Annotated in this window: 24 protein-coding genes, 2 tRNA genes and 1 other RNA gene; 16 read left to right on the top strand and 11 right to left on the bottom strand. The window is 67.7% G+C overall.

Annotated elements, in window-relative coordinates; translation table 11 throughout:
• Positions 1-91: 91 nt before the first annotated feature.
• On the top strand, positions 92-1,111 hold the full coding sequence (locus tag ACZ50J_RS20480; protein ID WP_464298998.1) for an SAM-dependent methyltransferase: 1,020 nt from the start codon (positions 92-94) through the stop codon (positions 1,109-1,111).
• Between the two features lie 64 nt (positions 1,112-1,175).
• On the opposite strand, the gene ACZ50J_RS20475 is transcribed toward ACZ50J_RS20480, so the two are convergent.
• Entirely contained in the window at positions 1,176-2,174 is a 999-nt protein-coding gene (locus ACZ50J_RS20475) for a family 43 glycosylhydrolase (protein ID WP_464298997.1), read from the bottom strand.
• A gap of 125 nt (positions 2,175-2,299) precedes the next feature.
• Between ACZ50J_RS20475 and ACZ50J_RS20470 the strand changes: the two genes are divergently transcribed.
• Both ACZ50J_RS20470 and ACZ50J_RS20465 read left to right on the top strand, forming a co-directional pair.
• Positions 2,300-2,824 carry a mycothiol transferase gene (locus tag ACZ50J_RS20470; protein WP_464298996.1) on the top strand — a complete coding sequence of 175 codons (525 nt, stop codon included), beginning with the start codon at positions 2,300-2,302 and terminating at the stop codon, positions 2,822-2,824.
• 140 nt (positions 2,825-2,964) lie between these two features.
• Positions 2,965-3,654 (top strand): DUF4232 domain-containing protein, encoded by a 690-nt coding sequence (locus ACZ50J_RS20465; protein WP_464298995.1) that lies wholly within the window; start codon positions 2,965-2,967, stop codon positions 3,652-3,654.
• 11 nt (positions 3,655-3,665) lie between these two features.
• Here ACZ50J_RS20465 and ACZ50J_RS20460 read toward each other — a convergent pair whose 3' ends face one another.
• From ACZ50J_RS20460 to ACZ50J_RS20440, 5 genes are all read right to left on the bottom strand, one after another.
• Positions 3,666-4,046: a thiol-disulfide oxidoreductase DCC family protein gene (locus ACZ50J_RS20460; protein WP_464298994.1), complete on the bottom strand. Its 381-nt coding sequence runs from the start codon at positions 4,044-4,046 to the stop codon at positions 3,666-3,668.
• Positions 4,047-4,093: 47 nt separating this feature from the next.
• Positions 4,094-4,537, bottom strand: a complete 444-nt coding sequence (locus ACZ50J_RS20455) for a nitroreductase family deazaflavin-dependent oxidoreductase (RefSeq protein WP_464298993.1) — start codon at positions 4,535-4,537, stop codon at positions 4,094-4,096.
• Between the two features lie 146 nt (positions 4,538-4,683).
• Positions 4,684-4,773: transfer RNA gene (locus ACZ50J_RS20450), tRNA-Ser, on the bottom strand.
• A gap of 233 nt (positions 4,774-5,006) precedes the next feature.
• Positions 5,007-5,531 (bottom strand): LytR C-terminal domain-containing protein, encoded by a 525-nt coding sequence (locus ACZ50J_RS20445; RefSeq protein WP_464298992.1) that lies wholly within the window; start codon positions 5,529-5,531, stop codon positions 5,007-5,009.
• Entirely contained in the window at positions 5,528-5,821 is a 294-nt protein-coding gene (locus ACZ50J_RS20440; RefSeq protein ID WP_464298991.1) for a type II toxin-antitoxin system VapB family antitoxin, read from the bottom strand. Before ACZ50J_RS20440 ends, ACZ50J_RS20445 begins: the two co-directional genes overlap by 4 nt.
• Positions 5,822-5,892: 71 nt before the next feature.
• Between ACZ50J_RS20440 and ACZ50J_RS20435 the strand changes: the two genes are divergently transcribed.
• Positions 5,893-7,452, top strand: coding sequence for a helicase HerA-like domain-containing protein (locus ACZ50J_RS20435; protein WP_464298990.1), 1,560 nt, complete (start codon positions 5,893-5,895; stop codon positions 7,450-7,452).
• A 3-nt stretch (positions 7,453-7,455) separates the two neighbouring features.
• Here the strand turns inward: ACZ50J_RS20435 and ACZ50J_RS20430 are convergent, their stop codons facing one another.
• The 3 genes from ACZ50J_RS20430 to ACZ50J_RS20420 all read right to left on the bottom strand — a co-directional run bounded on the left by ACZ50J_RS20430 (position 7,456) and on the right by ACZ50J_RS20420 (position 10,301).
• Positions 7,456-8,277 carry a LytR C-terminal domain-containing protein gene (locus tag ACZ50J_RS20430; RefSeq protein WP_464298989.1) on the bottom strand — a complete coding sequence of 274 codons (822 nt, stop codon included), beginning with the start codon at positions 8,275-8,277 and terminating at the stop codon, positions 7,456-7,458.
• 125 nt (positions 8,278-8,402) lie between these two features.
• Positions 8,403-10,031: a purple acid phosphatase family protein gene (locus tag ACZ50J_RS20425; RefSeq protein ID WP_464298988.1), complete on the bottom strand. Its 1,629-nt coding sequence runs from the start codon at positions 10,029-10,031 to the stop codon at positions 8,403-8,405.
• A 182-nt stretch (positions 10,032-10,213) separates the two neighbouring features.
• A tRNA-Ser gene (locus ACZ50J_RS20420) sits at positions 10,214-10,301 on the bottom strand.
• Between the two features lie 97 nt (positions 10,302-10,398).
• Between ACZ50J_RS20420 and ffs the strand changes: the two genes are divergently transcribed.
• Positions 10,399-10,493, top strand: an RNA gene (gene ffs / locus ACZ50J_RS20415) — signal recognition particle sRNA small type.
• Positions 10,494-10,625: 132 nt separating this feature from the next.
• Here ffs and ACZ50J_RS20410 read toward each other — a convergent pair.
• The gene (locus tag ACZ50J_RS20410; RefSeq protein WP_464298987.1) at positions 10,626-12,239 is read right to left on the bottom strand and encodes a hypothetical protein; all 1,614 of its coding nucleotides are present in this window, start codon (positions 12,237-12,239) and stop codon (positions 10,626-10,628) included.
• Positions 12,240-12,462: 223 nt separating this feature from the next.
• On the opposite strand from ACZ50J_RS20410, the gene ACZ50J_RS20405 reads away from it, so the two are divergent.
• The 5 genes from ACZ50J_RS20405 (at position 12,463) to ACZ50J_RS20385 (ending at position 17,375) form a co-directional block, all read left to right on the top strand.
• Positions 12,463-14,805 (top strand): DNA polymerase III subunit gamma and tau, encoded by a 2,343-nt coding sequence (locus ACZ50J_RS20405; RefSeq protein ID WP_464298986.1) that lies wholly within the window; start codon positions 12,463-12,465, stop codon positions 14,803-14,805.
• Positions 14,805-15,470: a lysophospholipid acyltransferase family protein gene (locus tag ACZ50J_RS20400; protein WP_464298985.1), complete on the top strand. Its 666-nt coding sequence runs from the start codon at positions 14,805-14,807 to the stop codon at positions 15,468-15,470. The genes ACZ50J_RS20405 and ACZ50J_RS20400 overlap by 1 nt, the downstream gene beginning before the upstream one ends.
• Positions 15,471-15,523: 53 nt before the next feature.
• On the top strand, positions 15,524-16,117 hold the full coding sequence (locus ACZ50J_RS20395) for a hypothetical protein (RefSeq protein WP_464298984.1): 594 nt from the start codon (positions 15,524-15,526) through the stop codon (positions 16,115-16,117).
• Between the two features lie 90 nt (positions 16,118-16,207).
• Positions 16,208-16,807: a recombination mediator RecR gene (gene recR, locus ACZ50J_RS20390; protein WP_325549429.1), complete on the top strand. Its 600-nt coding sequence runs from the start codon at positions 16,208-16,210 to the stop codon at positions 16,805-16,807.
• Complete coding sequence (locus ACZ50J_RS20385; RefSeq protein ID WP_464298983.1) at positions 16,800-17,375, top strand: DUF5063 domain-containing protein; 576 nt, start codon at positions 16,800-16,802, stop codon at positions 17,373-17,375. The genes recR and ACZ50J_RS20385 overlap by 8 nt, the downstream gene beginning before the upstream one ends.
• 135 nt (positions 17,376-17,510) lie before the next feature.
• On the opposite strand, the gene ACZ50J_RS20380 is transcribed toward ACZ50J_RS20385, so the two are convergent.
• Positions 17,511-18,443: a phosphatase PAP2 family protein gene (locus ACZ50J_RS20380; RefSeq protein ID WP_464298982.1), complete on the bottom strand. Its 933-nt coding sequence runs from the start codon at positions 18,441-18,443 to the stop codon at positions 17,511-17,513.
• Between the two features lie 219 nt (positions 18,444-18,662).
• Here ACZ50J_RS20380 and ACZ50J_RS20375 point away from each other — a divergent pair, with 219 nt between their 5' ends.
• From ACZ50J_RS20375 to ACZ50J_RS20350, 6 genes are all read left to right on the top strand, one after another.
• Positions 18,663-19,931, top strand: coding sequence for an aspartate kinase (locus tag ACZ50J_RS20375; RefSeq protein WP_464298981.1), 1,269 nt, complete (start codon positions 18,663-18,665; stop codon positions 19,929-19,931).
• Positions 19,928-20,983: an aspartate-semialdehyde dehydrogenase gene (locus tag ACZ50J_RS20370; protein ID WP_464298980.1), complete on the top strand. Its 1,056-nt coding sequence runs from the start codon at positions 19,928-19,930 to the stop codon at positions 20,981-20,983. Before ACZ50J_RS20375 ends, ACZ50J_RS20370 begins: the two co-directional genes overlap by 4 nt.
• Positions 20,984-20,987: 4 nt before the next feature.
• Positions 20,988-22,052, top strand: a complete 1,065-nt coding sequence (locus tag ACZ50J_RS20365; protein WP_464298979.1) for an aspartate-semialdehyde dehydrogenase — start codon at positions 20,988-20,990, stop codon at positions 22,050-22,052.
• Between the two features lie 169 nt (positions 22,053-22,221).
• Entirely contained in the window at positions 22,222-23,691 is a 1,470-nt protein-coding gene (locus ACZ50J_RS20360) for an ABC transporter substrate-binding protein/permease (RefSeq protein ID WP_464298978.1), read from the top strand.
• Entirely contained in the window at positions 23,688-24,470 is a 783-nt protein-coding gene (locus tag ACZ50J_RS20355) for an amino acid ABC transporter ATP-binding protein (protein ID WP_464298977.1), read from the top strand. The genes ACZ50J_RS20360 and ACZ50J_RS20355 overlap by 4 nt, the downstream gene beginning before the upstream one ends.
• Positions 24,471-24,663: 193 nt before the next feature.
• Positions 24,664-25,632 (top strand): DUF2332 family protein, encoded by a 969-nt coding sequence (locus ACZ50J_RS20350; RefSeq protein ID WP_464298976.1) that lies wholly within the window; start codon positions 24,664-24,666, stop codon positions 25,630-25,632.
• Positions 25,633-25,723: the final 91 nt, after the last annotated feature.

Raw genomic sequence — 25,723 nt, 5'->3', positions numbered from 1 at the left:
GGCGGGGCATCGGACCAATGGCTATACCCACTCCGTCTTGAGTATGAGATCGGCGAACCGGGTCGGCGGACGGACCTGACACGATGGCCCCGTGGAACCACCAGTCCTCTTCTCCGTCGCACCCGACTACTACCGCTTCGCCGTCGCGGAGCTGCGCGCTGCACTGGATGTGACCAAGGCACAGCGGGTCGGTCCGGATGCCGGTGTGGTGCACCTGGGTTCGGGCACCCTGCAGGACGCAGCGGATGCGTGCTGGGGCGGTGAGATCCCGATGGTCCGGCACCTGGCACGGGCGGACGCGATCCGCGGCGCCGGCAGCTTCGACACCCCGGCCGAGCTCGCCGAGTGGGCCGCGAGTGTCCTGCTGGCGTCGCTGGAGGTAGGGGACGAGATCAGCCTGCACACCTGGGACAGCGGCGATGCGGCCTTCGCTCCGGGCAAGGTGCGGCGCTCGCTGCTGGAATTGTTGATGGACAACGGGATTCGCGTCGTCACCAGCGGCGCCGACACGGTCGGCAGCCTGTGCATTGGCACCGACCGGATCGTTGCCGGGGTCAATCCGAGCGACGCGTCCTTGTGTGACTGGGCCGGTGGCCGGATCCGCCTGGCGACCTTGTCCGAGCAGGTCTCACGCGCGGAGTTCAAGCTCGAGGAGCTCTTCTCGTATGTCGACGCACCCACCGGGGACATCGCGGTGGACTTCGGCGCGAGCCCGGGCGGGTGGACGAGAATCGTGCATTCGCAAGGTTTTCGGCAAGTGCACGCGGTGGACCCTGCGGCGCTCGACGAACGGGTCCTGACACTCGACGGCGTCGTACATCACCGGCAGACGGCAGGCGACTTCGTCAAGGAGTACGACGGCGACGCCGTCGACCTGATCGTCAACGACATGCGCATGGTGCCGCAGTTGACGGCGCACACGATGGTGGACGCGGCGCGGTTGCTGCGTCCCGGCGGCCAGGCGGTCATCACGCTGAAACTGGGCACCAACAACCCCGAGAAGCAGATCGACGATGCGCTGGAAGTGCTTGTGGCGGCATACGATCCGAGCTTCATGCGGCAGCTGCAGCACAATCGGCACGAAGTGACCGTGGTGGCAACGCGGCGATGACCCCACCTCTTGGGGCCACCGCCGCGCTTCGGGCATGACGGGATGCTCGCCTCGGTACTCCAGGTCAGTAGAGGTAGGGATTGCCGGCGGAGTCCCACTTGAGGATCCCGACATACGCCTGACGGGTGCTGGTGCCCGACAACGTGGCGTGGAAGGCGACGCGGGTGGTGGCGCCGTCCTGCAGCACCTCGGCGCCACCTGGGCTGATGAAGGGCTGGCCTTTGCTGTTGTTCATCGTCATACGCTTGACGAAGTGGAAGCCGCCGGGGTCCTGGAAGGTCGGCGCCGACCAGGCCTCGGTGCGGTAGGCATTGCCCGCGAAGCTGCCACGGGAGACGAACATCCACATCTTGCCGCCGTGCGCGACGAACGTGGGCGCTTCCATCGTCTCGGAACTCGTCGTCGAGGCCAGACTCTTGCGCTCGCCGGCGATCACCTTGGTGCCGGTGCCGGCATCGACCGGGACCGAGACGATGCTGAAGAACGGGTGCGTGCCGTACTTGCCCTTCTTGTAGACCAGGTAGCGCTTGCCGTTCTTGGCCAGATACATCGTCGGGTCGATCGCTTCGTAGCCCTTGGCGGTGCAGACACGGGTGCCGGCATACGTGAATCCCTTGGTCGGAGACGTTGATGTCGCGATCCCGATGCAGTCGTTGTTCCAGCCGCCCTGCTTGTTCCATGCGGTGAAATACATGACGTAGAGCGGCTTTCCGCTTCTGGTGACGCGGAAGACGTGCGGTGCCCAGTGGTGGCGGCCGAACTGCGGCGCCGTGCCGTTCCAGCTGGCGGGGTAGTCGCCGGTGGGCGAGGTGAAGCCCTTGCTCGCGTACTTGCCCTGCGGCGTCGAGGACGTCGCAACCGGGAAGCCGTCACCGGTGGAGTACAGGTAGTAGGTCGACCCGAACTTGGCGAAACCAGGGTCCGGGAAGTTCTTGCTGATCACCTGGGACACGTGGCTGGGCCGGCCGGCTGCGTGTGCGTCGCCCGTGCCGACGGCAGCGGCGCCGACCGCCGCCACGACGGCGATCGCGGCGCCGGCACGCAGAGTGTTCGTGATTCGCATGTCGTCCCCTCGGGAGCTGTGATCGTTGACGATCCCGAAGGTAGGAACACGCGCTGCGATTCCACTGCGATCGCGCTGCGGTGGCACTCACCCGCATGTCGGAGGCGAGTGGTTGGGTGGATGACATGGCTGACACCACCGATGTGACGACCGAGATCCTGACCGACGCCTTCGACCGGGTCCGGGAGGGGCTGCCCGCGCAGCTCGAGGGGTTGACCGCCGAGCAGGTCCTCTGGCGACCGGCGCCGAACGCCAATTCGATCGGCTGGCTGGCCTGGCACTTGGCGCGTGTCCAGGACGACCACATGGCCGGTGTCGGCGGGGTCGAGCAGGTCTGGACGGGTGACTGGGCCACGCGGTTCGCACTGCCGTATGACGAGTCGGCGATCGGCTACGGGCAATCGAGCGACGAGGTCGGCGCCTTCTCCGTGGGTGACACCGAGTTGCTCGCCGGCTACTACGCTGATGTGCACGAGATGACACTGAAAGTGTTGCAAACACTGCGGACTCGCGCCGACTACGACCGTGTCGTCGATGAGCGCTGGGACCCGCCGGTGACCGCCGCAGTGCGCATCACGTCGGTCATCGGCGACATCACGCAGCACTGGGGTCAGCTCGCCTACGTGCGCGGATTGTTGGAGCAACGCTGACCAATCCTTTAACAACCCCGGCCACGGCCGACACGTCCTACCCAGTGACAGGCCGATCGGCGAGCGATCGACCGTGAGCCGGGGTGACCACGATGAATCGCACATCCGTAACTACCGCTCTCACCGCAACCGGCGTCGGTATGACGCTGCTGCTCGCGGGCTGTGGCTCGAACGGGTCGGACTCCGCCGCGAACTCCGCATCGCTGTCGCCGGCCGCTGGCGGCTCCACAGCGAGCTCCACCGGGGCCGAGTCCGAGGCGTCCAGCTCGGCCGCAGCGGATTCGTCGAACACGACGTCGTCCCAGGCGAAGTCGTCGGCGCGCACGACAGGTCACGGTAAGACCACCACCGCAGCGCCGCCGGCCGCGAAGCCGTCGAGCACCACGTCCGCGGGTGACAAACCGGTCGCGCTCTGCAGCGTGAAACAGCTGCGCATCACCCTGGGATCGGGCAATGCCGACATGCAGGGATCGCACCGACCGCTGCGCTTCACGAACATCAGCAACACGGTCTGCAAGCTCACCGGTGCTCCCGGGGTGTCCTACGTCGGCGGCAGCAACGGTCATCAGCTCGGCAAACCGGCCCAACGGATCGTCGGACATCAGCCGATCGTGTTGATTCCCAACCAAACTGCGGCTGCGGGGCTCTTCATCTCGTCGGCGCCGCGCAAGAGTGCGTGCGCCCAGGCGACGGCGCGCGGCATACGTGTCTATCCGCCGGACTCCTACCAGGCGGCGTTCGTGGCGTTGCCGGAGGTGACCTGCACGACCGGCGGACCCTACCTCAAGGTCGGTCCGATCCTGCCCGACGCGGACAACACCGGCGTCTGAGGCCGGCCGCCCTATTCGCCGCGCTGCGGCGACGTCGGTATGGCGCACGCCGCCGTCCCGCCGGGCAACTGGTGGCGGTGTCGCGCGACCCAGCCGTAGACGAGTTGCGCGATCGGGCCGACGCCGGGCAGCGTGATGAGCCGCCCGGCCACGCGCAGTGGCGCCGGGCCGGTTCGCAGGGCGGCGGCGACGGCACGGTGGCCGTAGACGACCGAACCATCGGCACCGATGAACGGCATCTCTGACAGGGCACGCTCGGCCGACACATCGAGTGCGTCGACATCGACCGATTGCAGAGTGGCGACGTCGACATCCAAGCGCAATGCCGGCACCTTCCCGGCAGCCCGTGTGCAGAAGCCACAGTCGGCGTCATACAGCAGCGTGGGTCGCATGTCTGGAACGCTACCCGGCTCTCGTTTTCGCCCGTCGACTCAGTCAGCTACTGCGCAGCGGCTGGGCTCAACAGGAAGACTGGATGCTGGTCGGCTTCGGACACGAACGCTGCCACATCATCTGTGGGCGACGCGTCAAAATACGGTCTGGTGACTGCGACGTGCTTGACGTAGCGACGCAGGATCGGCCCGGCTGCGGCCGCATCGACCTCGTGGGCGAGCAGGGTGATTCGGCGGCGCCCTCGGCGGAGCTCGACAGTGGGCGTACGGCGCACGTTATGGACCCACGACACCGCGCCGTACGGCGCGACCAGCCACCGTTCTTCGCCGTCTTCCACCAGCGTGACGGGCGTCGTGCGTTGCTGGCCGGTTCGCCGCCCGACCGTGGTCAGCAGGTATGTCGACTTCGGCCCGAGGCCAAGAGTGAGGAGTGGTCGGGCCACAGCATTGACAGCCTTGCGGCCGCGTCCCAGGACGTATCGACGAGCCATACCCCCAGTATGCAGACCGGTGCGATGGGAGCCGTCGCGCTCGAACCCGCTCGTACCTCGCGAGTTTGAGCGCTTCTCCCAAATCCCGCTGTCTCCAATAAAAAAGTTAGGACCCCGACAAAAAACTATCGGGGTCCTAACTTTTTTGGCGGTGGCGGTGGGATTTGAACCCACGGTGGAGTTGCCCCCACACAACATTTCGAGTGTTGCACCTTCGGCCGCTCGGACACGCCACCGCCGAAGAGGCTACCTGACGGTGCGCCGGACGCCAAAACGAGGTCCAGCGTGTCAGCCGAGGTCTCGATACGGGCTCGTTCCTCGCCCTACTCGACCACCTCGGATGGGCTCGTTCCTCGCCTTTTCCGACCGTTCGGTGGTCTCGATACGCGCCTCACCTAGCGGCTCGCCGCTACTCGACCAGCTTGAGGACCGCTACTCGACCAGCTTGAGGACCGCTACTCGACCGGCTTCAGGACGGGCAGCCGGGCGGCGGGGTGTTCGTCGTCGGGGGCGCGGACTTCAGCGTCGGTGCCTGGTCGCCGAGGACCAGGTCGACCGAATCGTCGGTGCGGCCGTCCTCGACGAGTGTCGCGCCCGCGGCGTATTTCTTGACGTACTCGGTGGCGTTCTTCTTGCCCTTGGGGCCGAACCGCACCTGTCCGACGCCGGTCAGGTGCTCCTTGTACGGGTCGTTGCTGATCGTGCCGACGTTGAAGCCGTGCGACTTCATCGCGATGCTGGTCTCCTTCGCCTGACTGCGGTCGGAGGCGTTGTAGATGTTCAGCACGAAGATCGACTGCGGCGGCGGAGTCTGTGTCACATCACACGACGACGACGCGGTCGGGGCCGCCTGGCCGTGCCGGTCCATGTAGGTCACGGCATACAAGAAGGCGCCGAGCACCATGGCCGCCGCGACGGCGATGACGATCATCGAGCGACGGTGTCGGCGGCGCCGGGCCTGTGCGAGGCCGCCGTCCTCGCGGACGTAGCTCACAGCACTAGGACCCGTGCGTGCAGCACAGGTCGTTGTTGCAGCGCTGCGCGTAGTGCGCGGTGCAGTCCGTCTTCAAGATAGAGATCCCCCTGCCATGCCACCACGTGCGCGAAGATGTCGCCGTAGAACGTGGAGTCCTCCGACAGCAACGTGTCGAGGTCGAGCGTGCGTTTGATCGTGACCAGTTCGTCCAGCCGTACGACGCGTGGGGTGACCGTGCGCCAGTCCTTCGAACTCACCAGGCCGTGATCCGGGTACGGGCGCCCCTCGCCCACTGCCTTGAAGATCACCCGGTCAGCCTAACGGCGCGCTGCCGCAGAACCCTTCGGGCATCGGCGTGGCGTGACTATTCTCGGTGAATGTGACTGAATCCACTGCTGGCGGACAACTCGACCAGATCAAGAACGGCTACTCCTTCGAGGGTTCGGTGATCGAGCTCGGCGCTGCGGTCATCGACGACACCGCGCACGCCGACACGCCCATCCGACTGCCCATCTCGATGATGAACCGGCACGGACTGGTCGCCGGGGCGACCGGCACCGGCAAGACCAAGACCCTCCAATTGATGGCCGAACAGCTGTCGACGGCGGGCGTCCCGGTGTTCCTGGCCGACATCAAGGGCGACGTGTCCGGCATCGCCTCACCGGGTGAGGGCGGCGACAAGATCGAGGCTCGCGCCAAGGACGTCGGCCAGCAGTGGCAGGGGACCGGCTTCCCGACCGAGTTCCTCTCCCTCGGCGGCCAGGGCAAAGGCGTCCCGATCCGCGCCACCATCACGTCCTTCGGGCCCACCCTGCTGTCCAAGGTCCTCGGTCTGAACGACACCCAGGAGTCGTCGCTCGGACTGGTCTTCCACTATGCCGACAAGCGCGGCCTGAGCCTGCTGGATCTCAAGGACCTCACCGCGGTCATCCAGTTCCTCACCTCCGACGAGGGCAAGGAGGACCTGAAGGGGCTCGGCGGACTGTCGGCGTCGACGGCCGGCGTCATACTGCGCAACCTGATCGCGTTCTCCGACCAGGGCGCCGACGCGTTCTTCGGTGAGCCGGAGTTCGACACCAAGGACCTCACCCGTACGGCGGACGACGGCCGCGGCATCGTCACCTGTCTCGAACTGCCCGGTGTGCAGGACAAGCCCGCGCTGTTCTCGACCTTCCTGATGTGGTTGCTCGCCGACCTCTTCCACGACCTGCCGGAGGTCGGTGATGCCGACAAGCCGAAACTGGTCTTCTTCTTCGACGAGGCGCACCTGCTCTTCAGCGACGCCTCGCCGGCGTTCCTGCAGGCCATCGAGCAGACCGTGAAGCTGATCCGCTCCAAGGGAGTCGGTATCTTCTTCGTCACCCAGACGCCGAAGGACGTCCCGAACGACGTGCTCTCCCAGCTCGGCAACCGCGTGCAGCATGCGCTGCGCGCGTTCACCCCGGACGACGCCAAGGCGCTCAAGGCGACGGTGCAGACCTTCCCGACCAGCGACTACGACCTGGAGAAGCTGCTGACCGCGCTCGGCACCGGGGAGGCAGTCATCACCGTCCTCTCCGAAAAGGGCGCGCCGACGCCGGTCGCCTGGACCCGGATGCGTGCCCCGCAGTCGTTGATGGCGCCGTCGTCCGCCGAGACGATGGACGGCATCATCGCCAAGTCGCCTCTCGCGCCGAAGTATTCGGAGGCGGTCGACCGCGAGTCGGCATACGAGATGCTCAACAAGAAGCTCGCCGACGCGCCCGCCGAGGGCGCCGACGGAAAGGCGCCGGCACCGGCGGAGGCCAAGAAGGCCGAGCCGAAGAAGAAGGAAGAGCCCGGCATGGTCGAGCAGGTCATCAAGTCGTCGGCGTTCAAGTCGGCGCTGCGATCGGCGGGCACCGTGCTCGGCCGGGAGATCACCCGCGGCATCTTCGGGACCGCCCGCCGCGGGCGCTGAGCACTACTTCGAGGTGGCCGAACCGCTGGACGTGGAGGCGGTCGGCCGGCAACTGGGCGTCGTCGGCTTCGGGGTCGGAGCCGGCGTCGCCTTGCTGGCGGACAGGAGCGTGCCGTCGACCCACTTGCTGCCGATCGCGATGTCGACCTGGTTGTTGTTGCGGTGGATCTGGAGCATCTTGACCGGGCCCTTGAACTGCAGGGCAGCACGGCGCGCGGCAGGTTCGCCCTGCAATCCATACCGTATGGCGACCGCGCTCGTCGGGTAGTAGCCGCGCTCCGGGTCGTTGCCGACGTGGTCGACCTTGAAGCCACGCTTGCGCAACTCGGTGGCCAGCGACGACGCGGTGCCCGGCAACACGTAGGCGTTGTAGACGTTGACGGTGATCTTGGACGGCGCCGGCGGCGGAACGGGTGTCAGCGCGAACTTCGAACCGATCACCAGGTCCACGCTCGGGTTGGTCCGGTCGTCCTCCTCGAGCGTCGCACCCTTGACCTGCTGGGCGAGGGTGAGCGCGATCTGCTTGCCGTTGGGGCCGTAACGGATCTCGGCATACTTCGGGGGCCCGCCGGCCGCCGGGTCGTTGCCGGTGTCGATGATCTTGATGCCCCGCCAGGACAGCTGGGAGGCGACGCTCGCCGCCTGCCCGGTCTTGCCACCGGCGTTCCAGATGTTGGCGTGGATCGAGTTGAGAGCGACCTTCATCGTCGGCGTCGCCGGTGCGTCGAGGCATGCATCCGTGCCGACGGAGCCGGACTTGTTGGTGCTGGTGCATGCCGCGAGCAGCGGTAGTGCCAATGCGATGGCGGCGGTGGCCCCCGCCACGCGCCTACCGGTCAGCCCCATGGTTCCCGCCCTGTGCGCCCCGAACGATCTTTGTGCACACAGTATGAGTCGTTCTGCTGTGTATGCCGAGCACCCCGGGTGGCGGGTCGGTCACGATCCGGCACTCAGTGCCGGCGCGGACGCTCCAGCCGGAAGGTCTCGTATGCCGTGAGCTGCCCACCGACACCGGTCACGTCGTAGTAGGTCACCGTGATCGACGTCTTGCCGCCGTGCCAGCCGGGATCGACCGCGAAGGAGGCGAAACCGTAGGAGTGCGCGGGGTTGCGGACCGCGGACCACGGTGCGTCCTCCTGCACGTAGTGCGGCGTCCGCTTGCCGTTGCTGCCCTTCGCGCCGACGGAGGTGATGACCCGGCACGCCGGCGGGTTGTAGAAGAGGCCGTTCGACGGTGCGGACGTGCCGCCCCCGCCGATCACCATGTGGACGGTGCCCTTGGTGGTGTCGACGACCTGGGTCTCGGTGGCGCGGGGGATGGGCGTGCGGGTCTCGTTGTCCCGCTGGCCGCGGATCGGGTGCGACCGCTCGTAGTGGTGCTCGTGGCCGCAGACGACGAGGTCCACGCCGTACTTGTCGAAGAGCGGCAGCCATTCCTCGCGCACCCCCAGGTCGGCCCCGTTGAACTGGTCCGCCGTCGAGATGGCGACCTGGTGCATGCAGATGACGATCCAGTCGACGCCCTTGTCGCGGTTCGCGTCGCGCAGCGCCGACTCCAGCCAACGCTTCTGCGCACCCTTGGAGTAGCCGCGCACGTAGCTGTCGCCGCCGTCCTGGTAGCAGACATCGTCGTTGGCGATCGAGATGACGCGGACCGAGCCGACCGAGAAGGAGTACCAGAGACCGCGGGTGGTGTCGGTCTGCCCCGAGGACTTCGGCAGCTCGAAGTACGTCTGGTATGCCGCGTAGCCGATCGGCCCGTTGCCGAGCTCGTTCTCGTGGTTGCCGGCGGACGGCATCCACGGGCGGTGCCGGGCGCTGCGGCTGTTGTTGGCCCAGAAGTCCCACCAGCTGCGGACCCGGTCCGTTGCCAAGTTGGCGTAGCAGAGGTCGCCGTTGAAGAGGTGGAAGAGCGGCTTGAGCTGCTCCACGCCGAGGGTGGTGTCGCCGGCGGCGAAGGAGCCGAGGTTGTCGTTGGCCATCACCGCGGTGCCGTCGGAGTTCTTGACCTGCTTGCCGACCGTCGGCGTGCCCTGGTCACCGAAACTGGTGAAGGTGAAGGCCTTTCGCCCGTTCGGTGCAGTCCGGAAGGTGCCGCCTTCCGCTGCCGCGCCGGTGTGCAGCGCGAGGTAGAGGTAGTCCGAGTCGGCGTTCAGCCCGGTCATCGTCGCGTGGTGCGCGTAGACGGTCGTGCCCGACTTGTCGTCGACGTAGCTGCGGGTTCGCGCTGCGAACGTCTTGCGGTAGCCGTACTCGGTCCCGAGCAGGACACGGGCGCCCCGCACCGGCTGCAGGGTGTGCCAGGAGACGACGACCTCGCGTCGCGCGTCGGAACCGAACTGCGTGTGCAGGCCCGCGACCGGTGGTGTCGCCGCGCCCGGCTCGTGGGGCTGCTTCGCGGACGGTTCGACCGTCGGGGCTGCCGCGGCGCTCGCGGCGCCGGACTCGAAGAAGTCGGCAGCCGCCACGGCTGCGCCGGTCGTCAGACCCGCGACCACCTGCCGGCGGCCCAGTCGCTTGCCGAAGAGTGCCGCATCCGACGCGTCGTGGAAACCTGCTGTCGTCTGGTCATCGCTCACGTATGGCGACCCTGCCCAGCCGGTCTGGCCGGGGCACGGCATACAGGTGAACCGGCGGCGGAGCGTGGCGGAACGACGAAAGGCGCCACCGGTGAGATGACGCCCTTCTGCTGCGAAGCGACGTCCTCGTCGGAACGCAGAGAAGGACCGCCCGAAAAGCGTGGGCGGTCCTTCTCTGCGTGTGGCGGAGGATAGGGGATTCGAACCCCTGAGAGCTTTCACTCAACACGCTTTCCAAGCGTGCGCACTAGGCCACTATGCGAATCCTCCGCCGAGGAGAATACCTGCTGATCGCTCGGACACCGAATCGGGATCCGGCGGCGCCCTCGATTGCGTATCCGCGGCCGCGGTGATCTACAGTTGGCGCCGGACCCCTCGTGCGGTGGTACCTCTCCGAACTCCCCCAGGGCAGGAATGCAGCAAGGGTAGGAGAGCTCTTCCAGGTGTGCGGGGGGTTCTTTACACCCCACGAAGTTTCTCCCCCGCTACGCTCCTCCGAATACTTCGCGGGGGCCCCGGTGAGAGCGCCCACGAGGTTTCTCCCCCGCTGCGCTCCTCCGAATACTTCGCGGGGGCCCCGGTCCTTCGTTTCCGTTAGTTCGTACCGCTCGGTGTCGGCGACGGCGTCTCGCCCGGCGCCACACAACCCGCCGGACGGGAGCGGACCGGCTTGAAGTCACTGGTCAACCGGATCCTGCCGCTGACCGGCATGGTCACTCGCAACCATCCGTCGTTGTTGACGATGCAGGCCGTCAACTGATCCTTGGTCGTCGGACTGACGGCGCCTATGTAGGTCGAGTAGCGCACCTTCAGGTCGATCGGCTTGTTCGCGGTCGCGTTCAGCGTGACGCCGTGCGAGTCGATCTTGATGACCTTGCCGCCGGTCGCGAGGGGAGCGGGATTGATTACGCGGAAGAGCTGCCAGTCCGAATTGCTCCACGCCTGCTTCAGATACGGCAGCCCACCGAGGACCAGCTTCGCCTCGTCCCGGGACGCATAGTCGATCGGCGCCTTGGGCACCGCCACCCAGCCGACGGCAAGTGAATCCAGCCATTGCCGGTAGCTGACCGGGTTCAGCAAACCCTTGCGGTAGAAGATCGAGTTGTCCGCCTGGTCGGCCTGCCGGTCCCAGCCGCGCGCTATCGAGAACGACGCGAGATAGACCGAACCCCAGTGGTTCTTGGTGTCGACGACCTCCACCCGGCGACCCATGGCCGCCGGCCCCAGCTTCTTCTGGTCGGCCTTCAGCGCGGTCGCCAACGGCTGGTAGAAGACGTAGCTGCTGGACGGCTGCCCGGCCAGATGCAACTGGTTGACCAGGTCGCTGACCGGCCAGATGGCGACGATCAGCGCACACAACCAGGTCAGCGAGTCACGGACCTCGGCATACGCGACGATCACCGGCACGGCCGCGAGCCAGGCGAGCCGGGTCGCGTTCGTGCCGATCGCGAGCGGCACGATCAGCAACGGCAGGAAGGACACGGCGAGCACTGCGGCCGTCGCCCGGATCAGCTTGTGATGGCACACCCCGATGACCACGATGCAGGCGAGCATCGCCGGTGCGGCATCGCTGATCGGGAACGGCATCTCGCCGGTGCCGGGGAAGAGGATCGACATCGCGACGCCGCCGACGAACAGGGCGGCCGCGCAGATTCCCGCCGTACGCCGATAGTCCGGCCGCAGTATGGCGACGACGACGGCGATGATGCCGACGAAGAAGCCGGCCAGTGGAGAGCTCAGGAAGGACAGCAGCGCGATCAGCACAGTGGTCTTCTCGCGGTGTGCACGCAACGCGACCAGCGCCCAGATGCCCAGCGCGGCGCCGACCGTGAACGTCACGCGGCCGTTGAGCAGGTCGGCCGCCTGCGCGAGGGTGATGGCGACAGCACCGGCGCGCGGACGCGGCGCCTTCTCGACGAGAAGTGCTCCGCCATACGCACTGAGGATGACCGCGGCGACACCGGTGAGGCGGATCCCGAAGGTCGCCATCGAGAACGGGACGATCGCGCTGTAGCTCGGCAGGGTGATGCCACCGAACCAGCCGCCCCACCAGACCGGAGCGCCGCCGACGCGGGCAACCTTCGCGCGAGCGACCTGTGCTGCGAGGTCCGGGACCTGTGGGGTCCAGATGATGTAGAGCAGTGCGAAGACCACCGCGCAGCCGATCGCCAGCGCCGTCGGCGAGCGCAGCCGACGCGACGAGAGCATGACGTCCACCGTACCTTTCGCCACCTGACGATCCCCTGTAGAAGCCCGAGATCCCGGGGCGAACGCCACGCGTGGACACGGTGGGCCACCGGTCGGCGGCCGCCTCCATGATCGCACTGCACGGCCCTGTCGCGCCGCTTCGTTTCGGGGTCGGGCCGGCGGGTATGGCGATGAGGGCCACGGACCCGCAACGCGTGTGGGTGAAGGCGCATAGAGTTTTCGGATGACCACCGCGCTCTACCGTCGCTACCGGCCCGAGACCTTCGCCGATGTCATCGGCCAGGAGCACGTGACCGAGCCGCTGATGCAGGCGCTGCGGACCGGCCGGGTCAACCACGCCTACCTGTTCAGCGGCCCGCGCGGCTGCGGCAAGACCACCTCCGCGCGGATCCTCGCGCGCTGCCTCAACTGCGAGCAGGGTCCGACGCCGACTCCGTGCGGTGTGTGCGAGTCCTGCGTCGCGCTGGCCCGCGGTGGCTCGGGCACTGTTGACGTCATCGAGATCGACGCGGCCAGCCACGGCGGTGTCGACGACGCGCGTGATCTGCGCGAACGGGCGTCATACGGGCCGGCGCAGTCGCGCTACAAGATCTACATCATCGACGAGGCGCACATGGTGACGCCGCAGGGCTTCAACGCACTGCTGAAGATCGTCGAGGAGCCGCCGGAGCACGTGAAGTTCGTCTTCGCGACGACCGAGCCGGAGAAGGTCATCGGCACCATCCGATCGCGCACCCACCACTACCCGTTCCGGCTCGTGCCACCGGCTCGGCTCACCGACTACCTGCAGCAGTTGTGCGATGCCGAGGGTGTCGCCGTCGAGCCGGGCGTCCTGTCGTTCGTGACACGGGCGGGTGCCGGGTCGGTGCGTGACTCGTTGTCGGTGCTCGACCAGCTGATCGCCGGTTCGGGGGATGAGGGGCTCACGTATGCCGGGGCGGCCGCCCTGCTCGGCTTCACCGACGGCGAGCTGCTCGACGCGACCGTCGACGCGCTCGGCGCTCGCGACAGTGGCGCCGTCTTCCGGCAGATCGACCGCGTCGTCGAATCCGGCCACGACCCAAGGCGATTCATCGAGGATCTGCTGGAGCGACTGCGGGACCTGATCGTCATCGCCGCCGTGCCGGACGGCGCCGCGCAGGTGCTGCGCGGTGTCCCCGACGACCAGTTGGAGCGGATGCGTCAGCAGGCAGCGTCGTTCGGTCCGGGGGAGTTGTCCCGCGCCGCCGACATCGTCAACACCGGCCTGTCCGAGATGACCGGCGCCACCGGGCCGCGGCTGCAGCTCGAGCTGATCTGCGCCCGTGTGCTGCTGCCCGCCGTCTCCGGCGAGCAGGGGTATGCCGCCCGCCTGGACCGCCTCGAGCGCCGCATGGACATCGCACCGCAAGCCGGTCGAGCAGCGGAGGAGCAACGCGAGACGACGATCGGTTCTGCGGCCGGGCGCAGCGAGCTCGCGAGCGCGCCCCGGCTGCAGGGCCGCGAGGAGTCGAGCCAAGGACACAGCGGGGGAGCGTATCGAGACCCCGAGCCGCGTATCCAGACCCCGGTCACTCCACAAGCTGGTCGAGTAGCGGTGAGGGACGAGCCGCGTATCGAGGCCCCGGAGCCGACATACGAAACCCCTGCGCCGCAACAGGATTCGCCGCAGCCACCGGCGCAGTCCCAGCCGCAACCCGAGCCCGTGCAGCGCCCGACGCCTGCGGAGCCGGAGCCTGCAGCGCCGGAGTCGGCACAGCCGGCCGCAGCACCCACGGGCGCAGTGACGACCGACGCCGTACGCCGTGCCTGGCCGGACGTCCTGGACCGCATCGCCCGCAGTAAGCGGGTGACCTGGGCGCTGCTCAGCCAGCACGCGCACGTGGCCGACTTCGACGGCGAGACACTGACGCTCGGCACCAGCAGCCCGGGACTCGCAGCCGCGGTCGAGCGCGCGCCGCACCCCGACGTCGTCTCCGCCGCGCTCTATGACGCGATCGGCGTGCGCGCCCGGGTGACCGCCCGGGCCGACGCCGGAGCTCCGTCGCCCAATCTGCCGCCGGAGTCGGACGGTCCCGGCGGTGATTCCGGGCCGCCGCCCGCCGATGCGCCGCCCGCAGACCTGCCGCCGGCCGACGGGCCACCGGCGTCCGGTCCGTCATACGACGCGCCACCGCAGCCGACCCGGCAGACGCAGCCTGCTCCGCCGACCGACCGGGCGACGGAGCCGAGTGCTCCGCAGGCGCCCGGGCCGCAGCAGCCGTCTGCTCAGCAGTCGTCCGACGCGGCACCGCAGGCGGCCCGTCGCTCCCGTGCCGCCGAGGCGCTGGCGCAGGCGGGTCTGGCGTCGGCGTCCGTCGGCAACGACACAGGCGGTGGTTGGGGTTCGGTCAATGCACCGCCGCCGGAATGGGCGACTGCCGAAAACCCAGCAGCACCAGTCAAGTCCGCGGAGCCGACCAAACCCAAGGACGAAGAGATCACCGAGTCGATGGACGACGAGGACGTCGACGACCCGGGCCAGGTCGGTCTGCCGGTGATGCAGGCGGTGCTCGGCGCCACCGTCATCGACGAGCAGGTCGACTGATGCTCTACCCGTTGTCGCGGATGACCGTTGCGCCGTTGTTGCGTGCCATCTGGCGCCCCCAGGTGGAGGGCCGGGAGAACGTCCCCCGCACCGGTGGCGTGCTCATCGCGAGCAACCACCGTTCGTTCATCGACAGCGTCGTCATACCGCTCGTCGCGCCGCGCAAGGTGGTGTTCCTGGCCAAGGCCGAATACTTCACGGGGAAGGGCCCCAAAGGCCTCGCGTCCCGCACCTGGTTCAACGCGATGGGCATGATCCCGGTCGAACGCGACGACTCGCGTGCCGCGGTCAACTCGCTCGACCAGGCGCTTCGTGTGCTGCGCGACGGGGAGGCGTTCGGCATCTACCCGGAGGGGACGCGCTCGCGGGACGGCCGCCTCTACCGCGGTCGCGTCGGCGTCGCCCACTTGGCGATGGAGGCCGGCGTCCCTGTCGTCCCCGTCGGACTGATCGGGACTCCGGACGTGCAACCGATCGGCTCCAACATCCCGCGACTGGCGAAGGTCACGGTGAAGTTCGGCGAGCCGCTGCGCTTCGGTGACGACTACAAGGCCTTGCCGGCCGGCAAGGCCCGCCGCCAGGCGACGGACCGGATCATGGACGCCATCGCGGAGCTGTCCGGGCAGGAGCGGGCTGCGTCATACAACGAGCGGCCGCCGGGCTGACTCGGCGCAAAATTCGGTCGCATCGCCGGCCGCTTCGCCGTCACGATGACGCCATGACACTGCAACTCGCGTCGGACTTCTCCGGTGCTCGGTGGATCTCCGACGAGCTGCGCCGGCAGGACTGGTGGCGGCTGGTGACTCGGGGACCGCTGGGCTTCGAGTCGTATGCCCGGTTGCGGTTCATCCCGGACCCGGCATACGAGGGTATGTCGGAGAACGACTTCGAGACGGAGGACGACCTGCCGGACGAGCAGGAGAGCCTGCAGCGGGCCGTCAGCGCGCTGCTCCCGCACACCCGAACGGCCGACGAGCTCCACTTCGCGATCTGGGACGGCTGGCCGTCCGGGGTGTCGGAGCTCGACGTGTCGAAGTGGTCGCTGCCGAACCGTGAATTCGTGCTGCTGCAAGGTGAATCCGCCGACTTTCAGACCTGGCGTGCGCCGCAATGGCCGGACAAGTACGGCGACGAGCTACCGACCCCGGCATACGTCTGGCCGGCCGATCACGCGTGGTGCGTGACCGGGGACGTCGACCCGCACTTCGCGACCATCGCCGGCACCGCTGCGGCGATCGATGCGGTGCTCGGCATCGAGGGTCTCGACATCGTGCGCGACGACCCGGACGTGGAGCCGCCCTTCTACCGCTGAGCGCGTGCACAACCTTCGACGGTCGAGGTTTGGGTAGGGCGGGTGCGTCGATGCGGGTGGTGTCACGCCCGAGGATTAGGCTCGACCACTGTGTATGAAGGTGTGGTCCAGGACCTGATCGACGAGCTCGGCAAGCTTCCCGGCGTCGGTCCCAAGTCCGCGCAGCGCATCGCGTTCCACCTGCTGCAGGCCGACCCCGCCGACGTCACGCGGCTGACCGAAGTGCTGACGACCGTGCGCGAGAAGGTCCGCTTCTGCGAGCGCTGTTTCAACGTCGCCGAGGACACCCTGTGCCGCATCTGCCAGGACCCGCGCCGCGACGAGAAGCTGCTCTGCGTCGTCGAGGAGCCCAAGGACGTCGTCGCCGTCGAGCGGACCCGTGAGTTCCGCGGCCGGTATGCCGTGCTCGGCGGTGCCATCAGCCCGATCGACGGCATCGGACCGGACGACCTGAAGATCACCGAGTTGGTGCGTCGCCTCGGCGAGGAGCCGATCGAGGAGATCATCCTGGCGACGAACCCCAACCTCAACGGCGAAGCGACCGCGACCTACCTGTCCCGGCTGCTGCGCACCATGGGGCTGCGGGTGACACGGCTGGCCTCCGGGCTGCCGGTCGGTGGAGACTTGGAGTATGCCGACGAGGTGACGCTCGGCCGCGCATTCGAAGGACGGAGAGTTGTCGATGCCTGAGACACCTGACACCGAAGCCCTGCAGATCGGTGCACTTGCCGCGGAGACCGCGCAGGACGCGCGTGCCTTCTGTGAGTCGGTGCGCCAGCTGGCCGCCGGTTCCGCACCGGATGCCGCCCTGCCCCTGATGCTGCTGATGTTGTCGCAGTTGCAGGTCGCGGGCGCCCGGCTGGGCGCCATACAGGATGTCGTGCCGGAGGAGCGCTTCGAGGCCGATCCCGGCCCGGAGAGCAACCTGGACGCGCTGCGAATGGGCCTGGCCAACATGCTGGACGGCATCGACGACTATGCCGACGTGGTCGACCCGCTCACCTCGGTCGAGCCCGCCCGCGGCGCGTTGTCCGATGATCTGGCCGACATCGTCGGCGCGCTCGAGCACGGGCTGGTGCACTTCGACCACGGCCGGTTGAGTGAAGCGCTGTGGTGGTGGCAGTTCAGCTACCTGTCGCAGTGGGGCGTGCGGTCGTCGGCCGCGTTGCGCGTGGTCCAGACGATCCTCGCGCACCTGCGGCTGGACGCCGACGACGAGACGGTCGCCGACGCGGAGTTCGAGGCGTTGCACCCCTGACCGGCACACGCCGTGCAGGGACGAGTACGTGACGACTGTCGTGGTTTGCCCACCGTAAACGGCCGGTTCGGGCGAGTAACAGTAGCTACTTCCACACCGTGCAGCGCAGCGCGGCAACCACCCGGGAGAGGAAGGTCAGACGGAGGTCTTCGAGGACGACTCGGAGTCCTGCTCGACGTCCTCGCTCGCGCTCGCGCGGTCGGACGCTTCCTCGTCGGCCGCGGCGGACTGCTTGCGCAGCTCGTTCGCGACGAGCTCCTCCTTGTCACGTGCCGGCCGCCACGGGTTGTGCCCGAAGAGCAGCCACACGGCCAGGACCGACACCGCCAGGCAGCCGTAGCCGGCGAAGGCGTCGAAGATGAAGTGGTTGGCGGTCGCCATCACCACGAACACCGTCCAGCAGCCGTAGAGCAGACCGAGGATCCGGATCGCCTTGTGGCGTGCGACGAAGAACACCGACAGGCCGACCCACATCGCCCAGGCGCAGTGCAGGCTGGGCATGGCGGCATACAGGTTGGAGTGGTCGGCGACGGTCGGGCTGCCCCACGACCCGAAGGTGTTGAAGTAGACGACCGTGTCGGTGAAACCGCTGCCCTGGAGCAACCGGGGCGGCGCCATCGGGAAGATCCAGAAACCGATCAGGCCGAGGACGGTCGTGAAGACCAGCACGGTCCGGGCGGTCTTGTAGACGCGCCGGTGCATCCAGAAGAGCCAGATCAGCACACCGCCGGTGATCGGCAGGTGGAAGAACGAGTAGTCGTAGTTGGCGATCTGGGCGAGCCATTCGTGACGCATCACGAAGTGGTTCAGGGTCAGCTCGATGTCGAGCCCGATGCGTTGCTCGAAGTCGAAGAGATCCCAGCCACGCGCCAGCGCCTCGCCCTCGCGCGTCGGCACGAGGTTGCGCAGGTGCTCGTAGACCATGTCGAGTACGACGAGCACGACGATCTCGAACCACCAGCGTGGCGGTCGGTAGGCGCGCCACCGTAACGGAAGCAGCGCCGGGCCGGATTCGACTCGGCGCTCGTTGCTGTTGAGGTCGTCGACCCCGCCCGAAAGACGCGACACGCCTCAATTCTGTCACTGATCTCTCACGGGCCGAAATCACCCTCCGTTCACGGAGTGTTCGTGTTATCACGCGGCGGGCGTGCGCGGCACCGTAGCGGCAGGCGGCGGCGGGTTCCGCCATACGGGCGACCCCGGGGTGGCTGCGGTCGCTCGGTAGACTCGGGGCACCGCTGCAGTGTTCGTCCCAGTGTTCGTCGACCCGTGAAGGGAAGCTCGACCGTGCCTCTTGTGGTCCAGAAGTATGGCGGCTCATCGCTCGCCGACGCCGAAAGCATCAAGCGGGTTGCCAGGCGCATCGTGGACACGCGCAAGGCCGGCAACCAGGTCTGCGTCGTGGTCTCGGCGATGGGTGACACGACCGACGAGCTCCTCGAGCTCGCCGACGCCGTCTCGCCCGCGCCGCCCGAGCGTGAGCTCGACATGCTGCTCACCGCCGGTGAGCGTATGTCGATGGCGCTCGTCTCGATGGCGATCGCCAACCTCGGCGACTCCGCCCTGTCGTTCACCGGTTCGCAGGCCGGTGTGATCACCGACGACGCGCACGGCAAGGCACGCATCATCGACGTGACTCCCGGCCGCATCACCGAGGCCCTCGGCGACGGGCACATCGTCATCGTCGCCGGCTTCCAGGGCGTCAGCCAGAACACCAAGGAGATCACCACGCTCGGCCGCGGTGGCTCCGACACGACCGCGGTCGCGCTCGCCGCCGCGCTGAACGCCGACGTCTGTGAGATCTACACGGACGTCGACGGCATCTTCACCGCCGACCCGCGCATCGTGCCGACGGCCCACAAGATCGACCGCATCAGCAACGAAGAGATGCAGGAGATGGCCGCGTCGGGCGCCAAGGTCCTGATGTTGCGCTGCGTCGAATACGCCCGACGGTTCAACCTGCCGATCCACGTGCGTTCCTCGTTCAGCTATCGCGAGGGCACCTGGGTCCACCCAGCAGAAGGAGAAGAAGACGTGGAAGCCCCGATCATCGCCGGCGTCGCCCACGACCGCAGCGAGGCCAAGATCACGGTCGTCGGTGTCAAGGACACGCCGGGCAGCGCCGCGGCGATCTTCAACCTGATCTCGGCGCAGCAGGTCAACATCGACATGATCGTCCAGAACGTCTCGGCCGTCGCCACGGGCACGACCGACGTGTCGTTCACGCTGCCGAAGTCCGACGGACAGCGCGCCGTGCAGGCGCTGCAGGATGCCAAGGCCGCGCTCGGCTTCGAGTCGCTGCAGTATGACGACCAGATCGGCAAGCTCTCGCTGGTCGGCTCCGGCATGCGCAGCCACCCCGGTGTCTCCGCGACGCTCTTCCAGGCGCTCGCCGACGCCGGGATCAATATCGAGATGATCACGACCTCGGAGATCCGGGTCTCGGTCGTCACCAAGGGTGATCTGCTGGATGACGCAGTCCGCGCCGTCCACACGGCGTTCGGGCTGGATTCCAGTGACGGAGAAGCAGTCGTTTACGGAGGTACCGGCCGATGAGCGTGTTCGATGAAGCGGGCCTGAAGATCGGCGTCGTCGGCGCGACCGGTCAGGTCGGGGGCGTCGTGCTGCGACTGCTCGCCGAGCGCAACTTCCCGGTGGCCGAGCTGCGACTCTTCGCCTCGGCGCGGTCCGCGGGTCGCGAGATCGACTGGCAGGGACAGCGATTGGTCGTCGAAGACGCCGCGACCGCCGACCCGACCGGGCTCGACATCGCGATCTTCTCCGCCGGTGGCGGGACCTCCCGCACCCAGGCCCCGCGGTTCGCCGCGGCGGGCGTGACGGTGATCGACAACTCCTCCGCCTGGCGCAAGGACCCCGAGGTCCCGCTGGTCGTCTCGGAGGTCAACCCGGAGCGGATCGCGAACCCGCCCAAGGGCATCATCGCCAACCCCAACTGCACCACGATGGCCGCGATGCCGGTGCTCAAGCCGCTGACCGACGCGGCCGGTCTGCGCCGGCTGGTCGTGGCGACCTACCAGGCGGTGTCCGGTTCCGGGCTCGCCGGCGTGGAGGAGCTGGCCGGCCAGATCCGCCAGGGCGTCGAGGGCAATCTCGAGGCGCTGACGCACGACGGTTCGGCCGTCGAGCTCGGCCCGGCGAAGAAGTATGTCGCCCCCATCGCCTACAACGTGCTGCCGATGGCCGGCTCGATCGTCGGTGACGGCAGCGAGGAGACCGACGAGGAGCAGAAGCTGCGCAACGAATCGCGCAAGATCCTCGAACTCCCCGACCTCGCCGTGGCCGGCACCTGCGTGCGGGTGCCGGTGTTCTCCGGTCACTCGCTGGCCATCCACGCCGAGTTCGACAAGGCCATCACGCCGGACGAAGCACGTGCAGTGCTCGCCGACGCACCGGGTGTCGTGGTCACGGACGTGCCGACGCCGCTCGAGGCGGCCGGGCAGGATCCGTCATACGTCGGACGCATCCGGCAGGACCAGTCGGTGCCGGACGGCAAGGGCCTGGTGCTCTTCGTCTCCAGCGACAACCTGCGAAAGGGTGCTGCCCTCAACACGATTCAGATCGCCGAGGTCATAGCCGCAGGGCGGTGACGTGATGATCGGGGACAAGCCCACCCTGGCGGTGGTCGGAGCGACGGGCGTCGTCGGATTGTCGTTGCTCTCGCTGTTGCCGACGCGCGACGACCTCTGGGGCGAGATCCGACCCATCGCGTCAGGGCGTTCCGTCGGGCGGCGGGTGTCGATCCTGGGCCGGGAAGCCGTGGTCCGTGAGCTGAACGCCACCGCGTTCGACGGCGTCGACGTCGTCGTGATGGCCGTGCCGGCTGACGTGTCGGCACAGTGGACCCCGGTCGCGGTCGGCGCCGGTGCGATCGTCATCGACAACTCTGGCCACTTCGTCGCCCAGCCCGACGTGCCTCTCGTCGTGCCGGAGATCAACCCCGACTCCGCGCGTCACCCCCCGGCCGGCATCATCGCCAGCCCGAGCGCGGCCACTCTGATGATGGTCGGCGCATTGCACTCGCTGCACAGTTCGTGGCAGCTCACGTCGGTCGTCGCGACGACCTTCCAGGCCGTCACCGACGCCGGTGTCTCCGGCGCCCTGCGGTTGTATGACGAAACGATGGAGCTCGCCGGCAACCAGAGTGTTGGCCAGTCGCCGGGGGACGTCCGACGGATGCTGTCCGACCTGGGCGAGTCACCGTTCCCGGCACCGGTCGCCTTCAACGTCATTCCGTGGGTGGGCGGCGAGGCCGACGACGGCGCGACCGTGTCCGAAGTGACCGTGCGCGAGGAATTGCGCACGCTCCTACGGGTTGCCCATCTACCGGTCGCCGTGACCTGCGTGCAGGTCCCCGTGGTGCGGACCCACTCAGTGTCCATCCACGCCACCTTCGCGACCGACACCGACCGCAACGATGCGGTCCGGGTGCTGACCGAGTCGTCCAACTCCGTTGTGGTTCTTGATGATTCGGCCGCGTCGCTGGACGACGCATGGCCGACCCCGGTGGACGTCGTCGGCGCCGACCCGATCTTCGCCGGCCGGGTCCGGCGGATCGACGGTTTCCCGAACGCGATCGAGTTGTTCATCTGTGCGGACAACCTGCGCAAGGGCTCGGCGCTCAACGCGCTGCAGATCGCCGAACTCGCCGTCCATTAGGTCACCCCACGAAGTTCTCCCCCGCTCCGTCACCCCACGAAGTTCTCCTCCGCTTCGCTCCTCCGATACTTCGCGGGGACCCCGACACGCTCCTCCGATACTTCGCGGGGACCCCGATTTCGTTGTTGTGATTCTTAAGTGCGATACGGCTCCCTCTACACTTTTTCGGGTGCATAAGGTTCGGTTATCTCTGACTCGCGTCGCTGCGCTGCTGGCGACGCTCCTCGTGCTCGGCGGTGTGTTCCTCGCCCCGCCTGCCCACGCCGCACCGGACAAGGCGCGACCGGCCGGGCTGCCGTCGACGTTGCGGCTCGGCACCGAGGGGGTCTATCCGCCGTTCAGCTATCACGACTCGTCCGGGACGCTCACCGGGTATGACGTCGACCTCATCAAAGAGATCGGCAAACGCCTCGGTGTGAAGATCCAGTTCGTCCAGACGCCATGGGATTCGATGTTCTCGGCGCTGCAGGCGAAGCGGATCGACCTGGTCGCAAACGAGGTCACTGCGAATCCGGAGCGCAAGGCGAAGTACGACCTGTCCGCGCCATACATCACGACGACCGGGGTGGTGGTGGTCAAGTCGTCCAACGACTCCATCAAGGGTCTGGCCGACCTGAAGGGCAAGAAGGCGGCCGAGAACACCACCAGCAACTGGGCAGCGACGGCCAAGAAGGCAGGCGCCCAGGTGGTGTCGGTGACGGCGATGGACAAGGCGGTCGCAGCGCTGACCGACGGTCGCGTCGACGCCATGGTCAACGACCAGCTGGCGGTGAAGAACTACCTCAACACCACCGGCAACAAGGGCGTGAAGATCGTCGCCACGACCGACGACAAGAGCGAGTCCGTCTTCGCGGCCCGCAAGGGCAGCGGCTATATGCCGGCGATCAACAAGGAGATCTCCGCCATGCGGGCGGACGGGTCGCTGCAGCAGGTCTACGACAAATACTTCGGCGCGAAGGCCGAGAAGAAATCGACCACCAGCGATTGGCAGCTGGTCAAGGACAACGCCTGGCCGATGCTGCAGGCCACCCTCAAGACGACGATCCCGCTGACCGCGATCAGCTTCGTCCTCGGACTGCTGCTGGCGGTCGGCGTCGCGCTGATGCGCCGCTCGACGGTGTTGGTGCTGTCCTGGCTGGCCAGGGTCTACATCTCGATCATCCGAGGGACGCCGCTACTGGTGCAGCTGGTCATCGTCTTCTACGCATTGCCGCAGGCCGGCGTGAAGTTCAGCTCGTTCTGGTCGGCTGTGATCGCGCTGAGCCTCAACGTCGGCGGGTATGGCGCCGAGGTCGTCCGCTCGGCGATCTCGTCGGTGCCCAAGGGGCAATGGGAGGCCGCCGAGACGATCGGGATGCGTTACGGCACCTCCCTGCGACGGATCGTCCTGCCGCAGGCAGCCCGCATCGCGGTCCCGCCGCTCGGCAACACGCTGGTGTCGCTGGTCAAGGACACCTCGCTCACCTCGATCATCCTGGTGCCCGAGCTGTTCCAGAAGGCGCAGGACGCGGCGGCTCCGACATACAGCTATCTGGCGCTCTACTGCGCAGCCGCCGTCTATTACTGGGTGATCTGTTTCGTGCTGAACGCAGCACAGGGCCGCCTCGAGAACCAGCTGAACAGGTATGTGTCGCTATGAGCAACATCTTGGTCGAGGCCACTGCGGTGGCCAAGAAGTTCGGTGACCACGAGGTCATCAAGGACGTGTCGTTCACCGTCGCGAAGGGTTCGGTCACGGTCATCATCGGACCGTCCGGGTCGGGCAAGACCACCCTGTTGCGCGGACTCAACGCCCTGGAGCGACCGGACGCCGGCGTCGTCCGAATCGGTGACGTGACAGTCGATTTCGCGACCGTGCACGCGTCGAGGCGTGGTCGCTTGCGCGGAGCGGACCGGGAGCTGATCCGGCGGTACCAGGCCCGCAGCGGCATGGTCTTCCAAGGCCACAACCTCTTCCCGCATCGGACCGCGTTGCAGAACGTCACCGAAGGCCCGATCGTCGTGCAGGGCCAACCCGCTGCTGAGGCGAACGAGAAGGCGGGCGCGCTGCTGGCGAAGGTCGGCCTCGCCGAGCACGCCGGCAAGTACCCCTACCAACTGTCCGGTGGTCAGCAGCAGCGCGTCGGCATCGCGCGGGCGCTCGCGCTCGAACCCGACCTGCTGCTCTTCGACGAGCCGACCTCCGCGCTCGACCCGGAACTGGTCGGCGAGGTCCTCGACGTCATACGAGCGCTGGCCGACGAGGGCCGGACGATGGTGATCGTGACCCACGAGATCCGGTTCGCGCGCGACGTCGCCGACAATGTGCTCTTCATCGACGGTGGTGTCGTCGTCGAGAGCGGCCGCCCGCAGGACGTGCTCGACCACCCACAGCAGGAGCGCACGCGAACATTCCTGCACCGCTTGCTGGAGGTATGACGGGAGAGGTGGCCGAGCTTCGCCCCGAGGAGCCCGTGAGCTGTGCCCTGAGGAGCCCGTGAGGGACGAGCGGGCGTCTCGAAGGGGCACGAGCCGCGTCGCGCGGTCTCACGGTTTACATTGGCCGGACCATGAGCGAACACCCCACAAAGTTCTCCGCTCGTCCCTCGCTCCGATACTTCGCGGGGACCCCTTGAGCGATATCGACGACCGCCGCGCAGCATTCGCCGCTGCCGCGACGAAGTTCTCCGGTCCGCTCTATCGGTACTGGTGCAGCACGGCGGCCGCCGAGATCGCCGCGGACGACAGGACGTTCACGGCCTTTGCGTCATACGGGCTGGACTTCGGGGGCTGGCAGGCGGCGCAGCGCCTGCTGCGGGCGACCAGCGAGGAGTTGCGCCACCTCGGTCCGCAGCGCCCGCTGGCGGGATACTTCCCGGTGTTGAACGGCACGCTCCCGCCGGACGGACGTTCCTATCAGCTGTGGACCGAGTTGCTGCGCGACCGGCGCGGGCCGATCGGGCGACGCCTGCAGGAGCGGCCGCTGCCGCTGAACGACCCGCAGGCCGGCGTGCGGATGTTGCGGCTGGTGACCGAACACCTGCAGTCGGTGTATGCCGAGCCGGTGATCATCGACCTCGTCGCTGTCGGCGCCGCCGCCGGTCTGGAGCTGGTCGCCGACGAGTTCGAGCCGGATCTGCTGGCCGGACAACACATTGCGTCCCGGCGGGGTTTCGACATACATCCGCTGCACCCGCAGGAGAGCGACACCTTGGATCGGATGCTCTCCCAACTCGAGCCGGAGCAGGTTGCGGCGCAGAAGCGCGTGCAGCGGGCGGTGCGGCTGGTCGACGAACGGGACATTGTGGTGTCACGGCGTGACGCGTTCGATGTCGTTGCCGCGGAAGGTTTCGGATTCGGCCGACTGCCAGTGGTTTTCGGCTCGTCGTTCCTGTGCATGATCGACGATCGGCGGAAGATGGACGACCTGATGCGCGCCCGGCATGCCGAGGGCATCTGGGTCTCGGAGGAGGCCGTCGGGGTGTTGCGGTCGGTCAGCGACGCTGCCCCGCTGCGCGACGCCGAGCCGACGGACCGCGCGGTGCGACTGGCTCACTACCGAGCCGGTGAATTGCTCGCCGAGGTCATCCAGTCCGACTAGTCACCGAAGCCGGTCGAGTAGCCAACACCAAGCGGGTCGAGTAGCCAACACCAAGCGGGTCGAGTGCCGGGGGAGCGCAGCGGAGGAGGTG

Source organism: Flexivirga sp. G2 (assembly GCF_055397625.1).
This window is presented reverse-complemented; position numbering and strand designations above follow the sequence as displayed.

What these genes read in the sequence shown, in the direction of transcription:
- ACZ50J_RS20475 (WP_464298997.1), bottom strand. Translation starts at nt 2,174, where the DNA reads ATGCGAATCACGAACACTCTGCGTGCCGGCGCCGCGATCGCCGTCGTG.
- ACZ50J_RS20470 (WP_464298996.1), top strand. Translation starts at nt 2,300, where the DNA reads ATGGCTGACACCACCGATGTGACGACCGAGATCCTGACCGACGCCTTC.
- ACZ50J_RS20465 (WP_464298995.1), top strand. Translation starts at nt 2,965, where the DNA reads ATGACGCTGCTGCTCGCGGGCTGTGGCTCGAACGGGTCGGACTCCGCC.
- ACZ50J_RS20460 (WP_464298994.1), bottom strand. Translation starts at nt 4,046, where the DNA reads ATGCGACCCACGCTGCTGTATGACGCCGACTGTGGCTTCTGCACACGG.
- ACZ50J_RS20455 (WP_464298993.1), bottom strand. Translation starts at nt 4,537, where the DNA reads ATGGCTCGTCGATACGTCCTGGGACGCGGCCGCAAGGCTGTCAATGCT.
- ACZ50J_RS20410 (WP_464298987.1), bottom strand. Translation starts at nt 12,239, where the DNA reads ATGCTCTCGTCGCGTCGGCTGCGCTCGCCGACGGCGCTGGCGATCGGC.
- ACZ50J_RS20405 (WP_464298986.1), top strand. Translation starts at nt 12,463, where the DNA reads ATGACCACCGCGCTCTACCGTCGCTACCGGCCCGAGACCTTCGCCGAT.
- ACZ50J_RS20400 (WP_464298985.1), top strand. Translation starts at nt 14,805, where the DNA reads ATGCTCTACCCGTTGTCGCGGATGACCGTTGCGCCGTTGTTGCGTGCC.
- ACZ50J_RS20395 (WP_464298984.1), top strand. Translation starts at nt 15,524, where the DNA reads ATGACACTGCAACTCGCGTCGGACTTCTCCGGTGCTCGGTGGATCTCC.
- ACZ50J_RS20385 (WP_464298983.1), top strand. Translation starts at nt 16,800, where the DNA reads ATGCCTGAGACACCTGACACCGAAGCCCTGCAGATCGGTGCACTTGCC.
- ACZ50J_RS20370 (WP_464298980.1), top strand. Translation starts at nt 19,928, where the DNA reads ATGAGCGTGTTCGATGAAGCGGGCCTGAAGATCGGCGTCGTCGGCGCG.
- ACZ50J_RS20365 (WP_464298979.1), top strand. Translation starts at nt 20,988, where the DNA reads ATGATCGGGGACAAGCCCACCCTGGCGGTGGTCGGAGCGACGGGCGTC.
- ACZ50J_RS20355 (WP_464298977.1), top strand. Translation starts at nt 23,688, where the DNA reads ATGAGCAACATCTTGGTCGAGGCCACTGCGGTGGCCAAGAAGTTCGGT.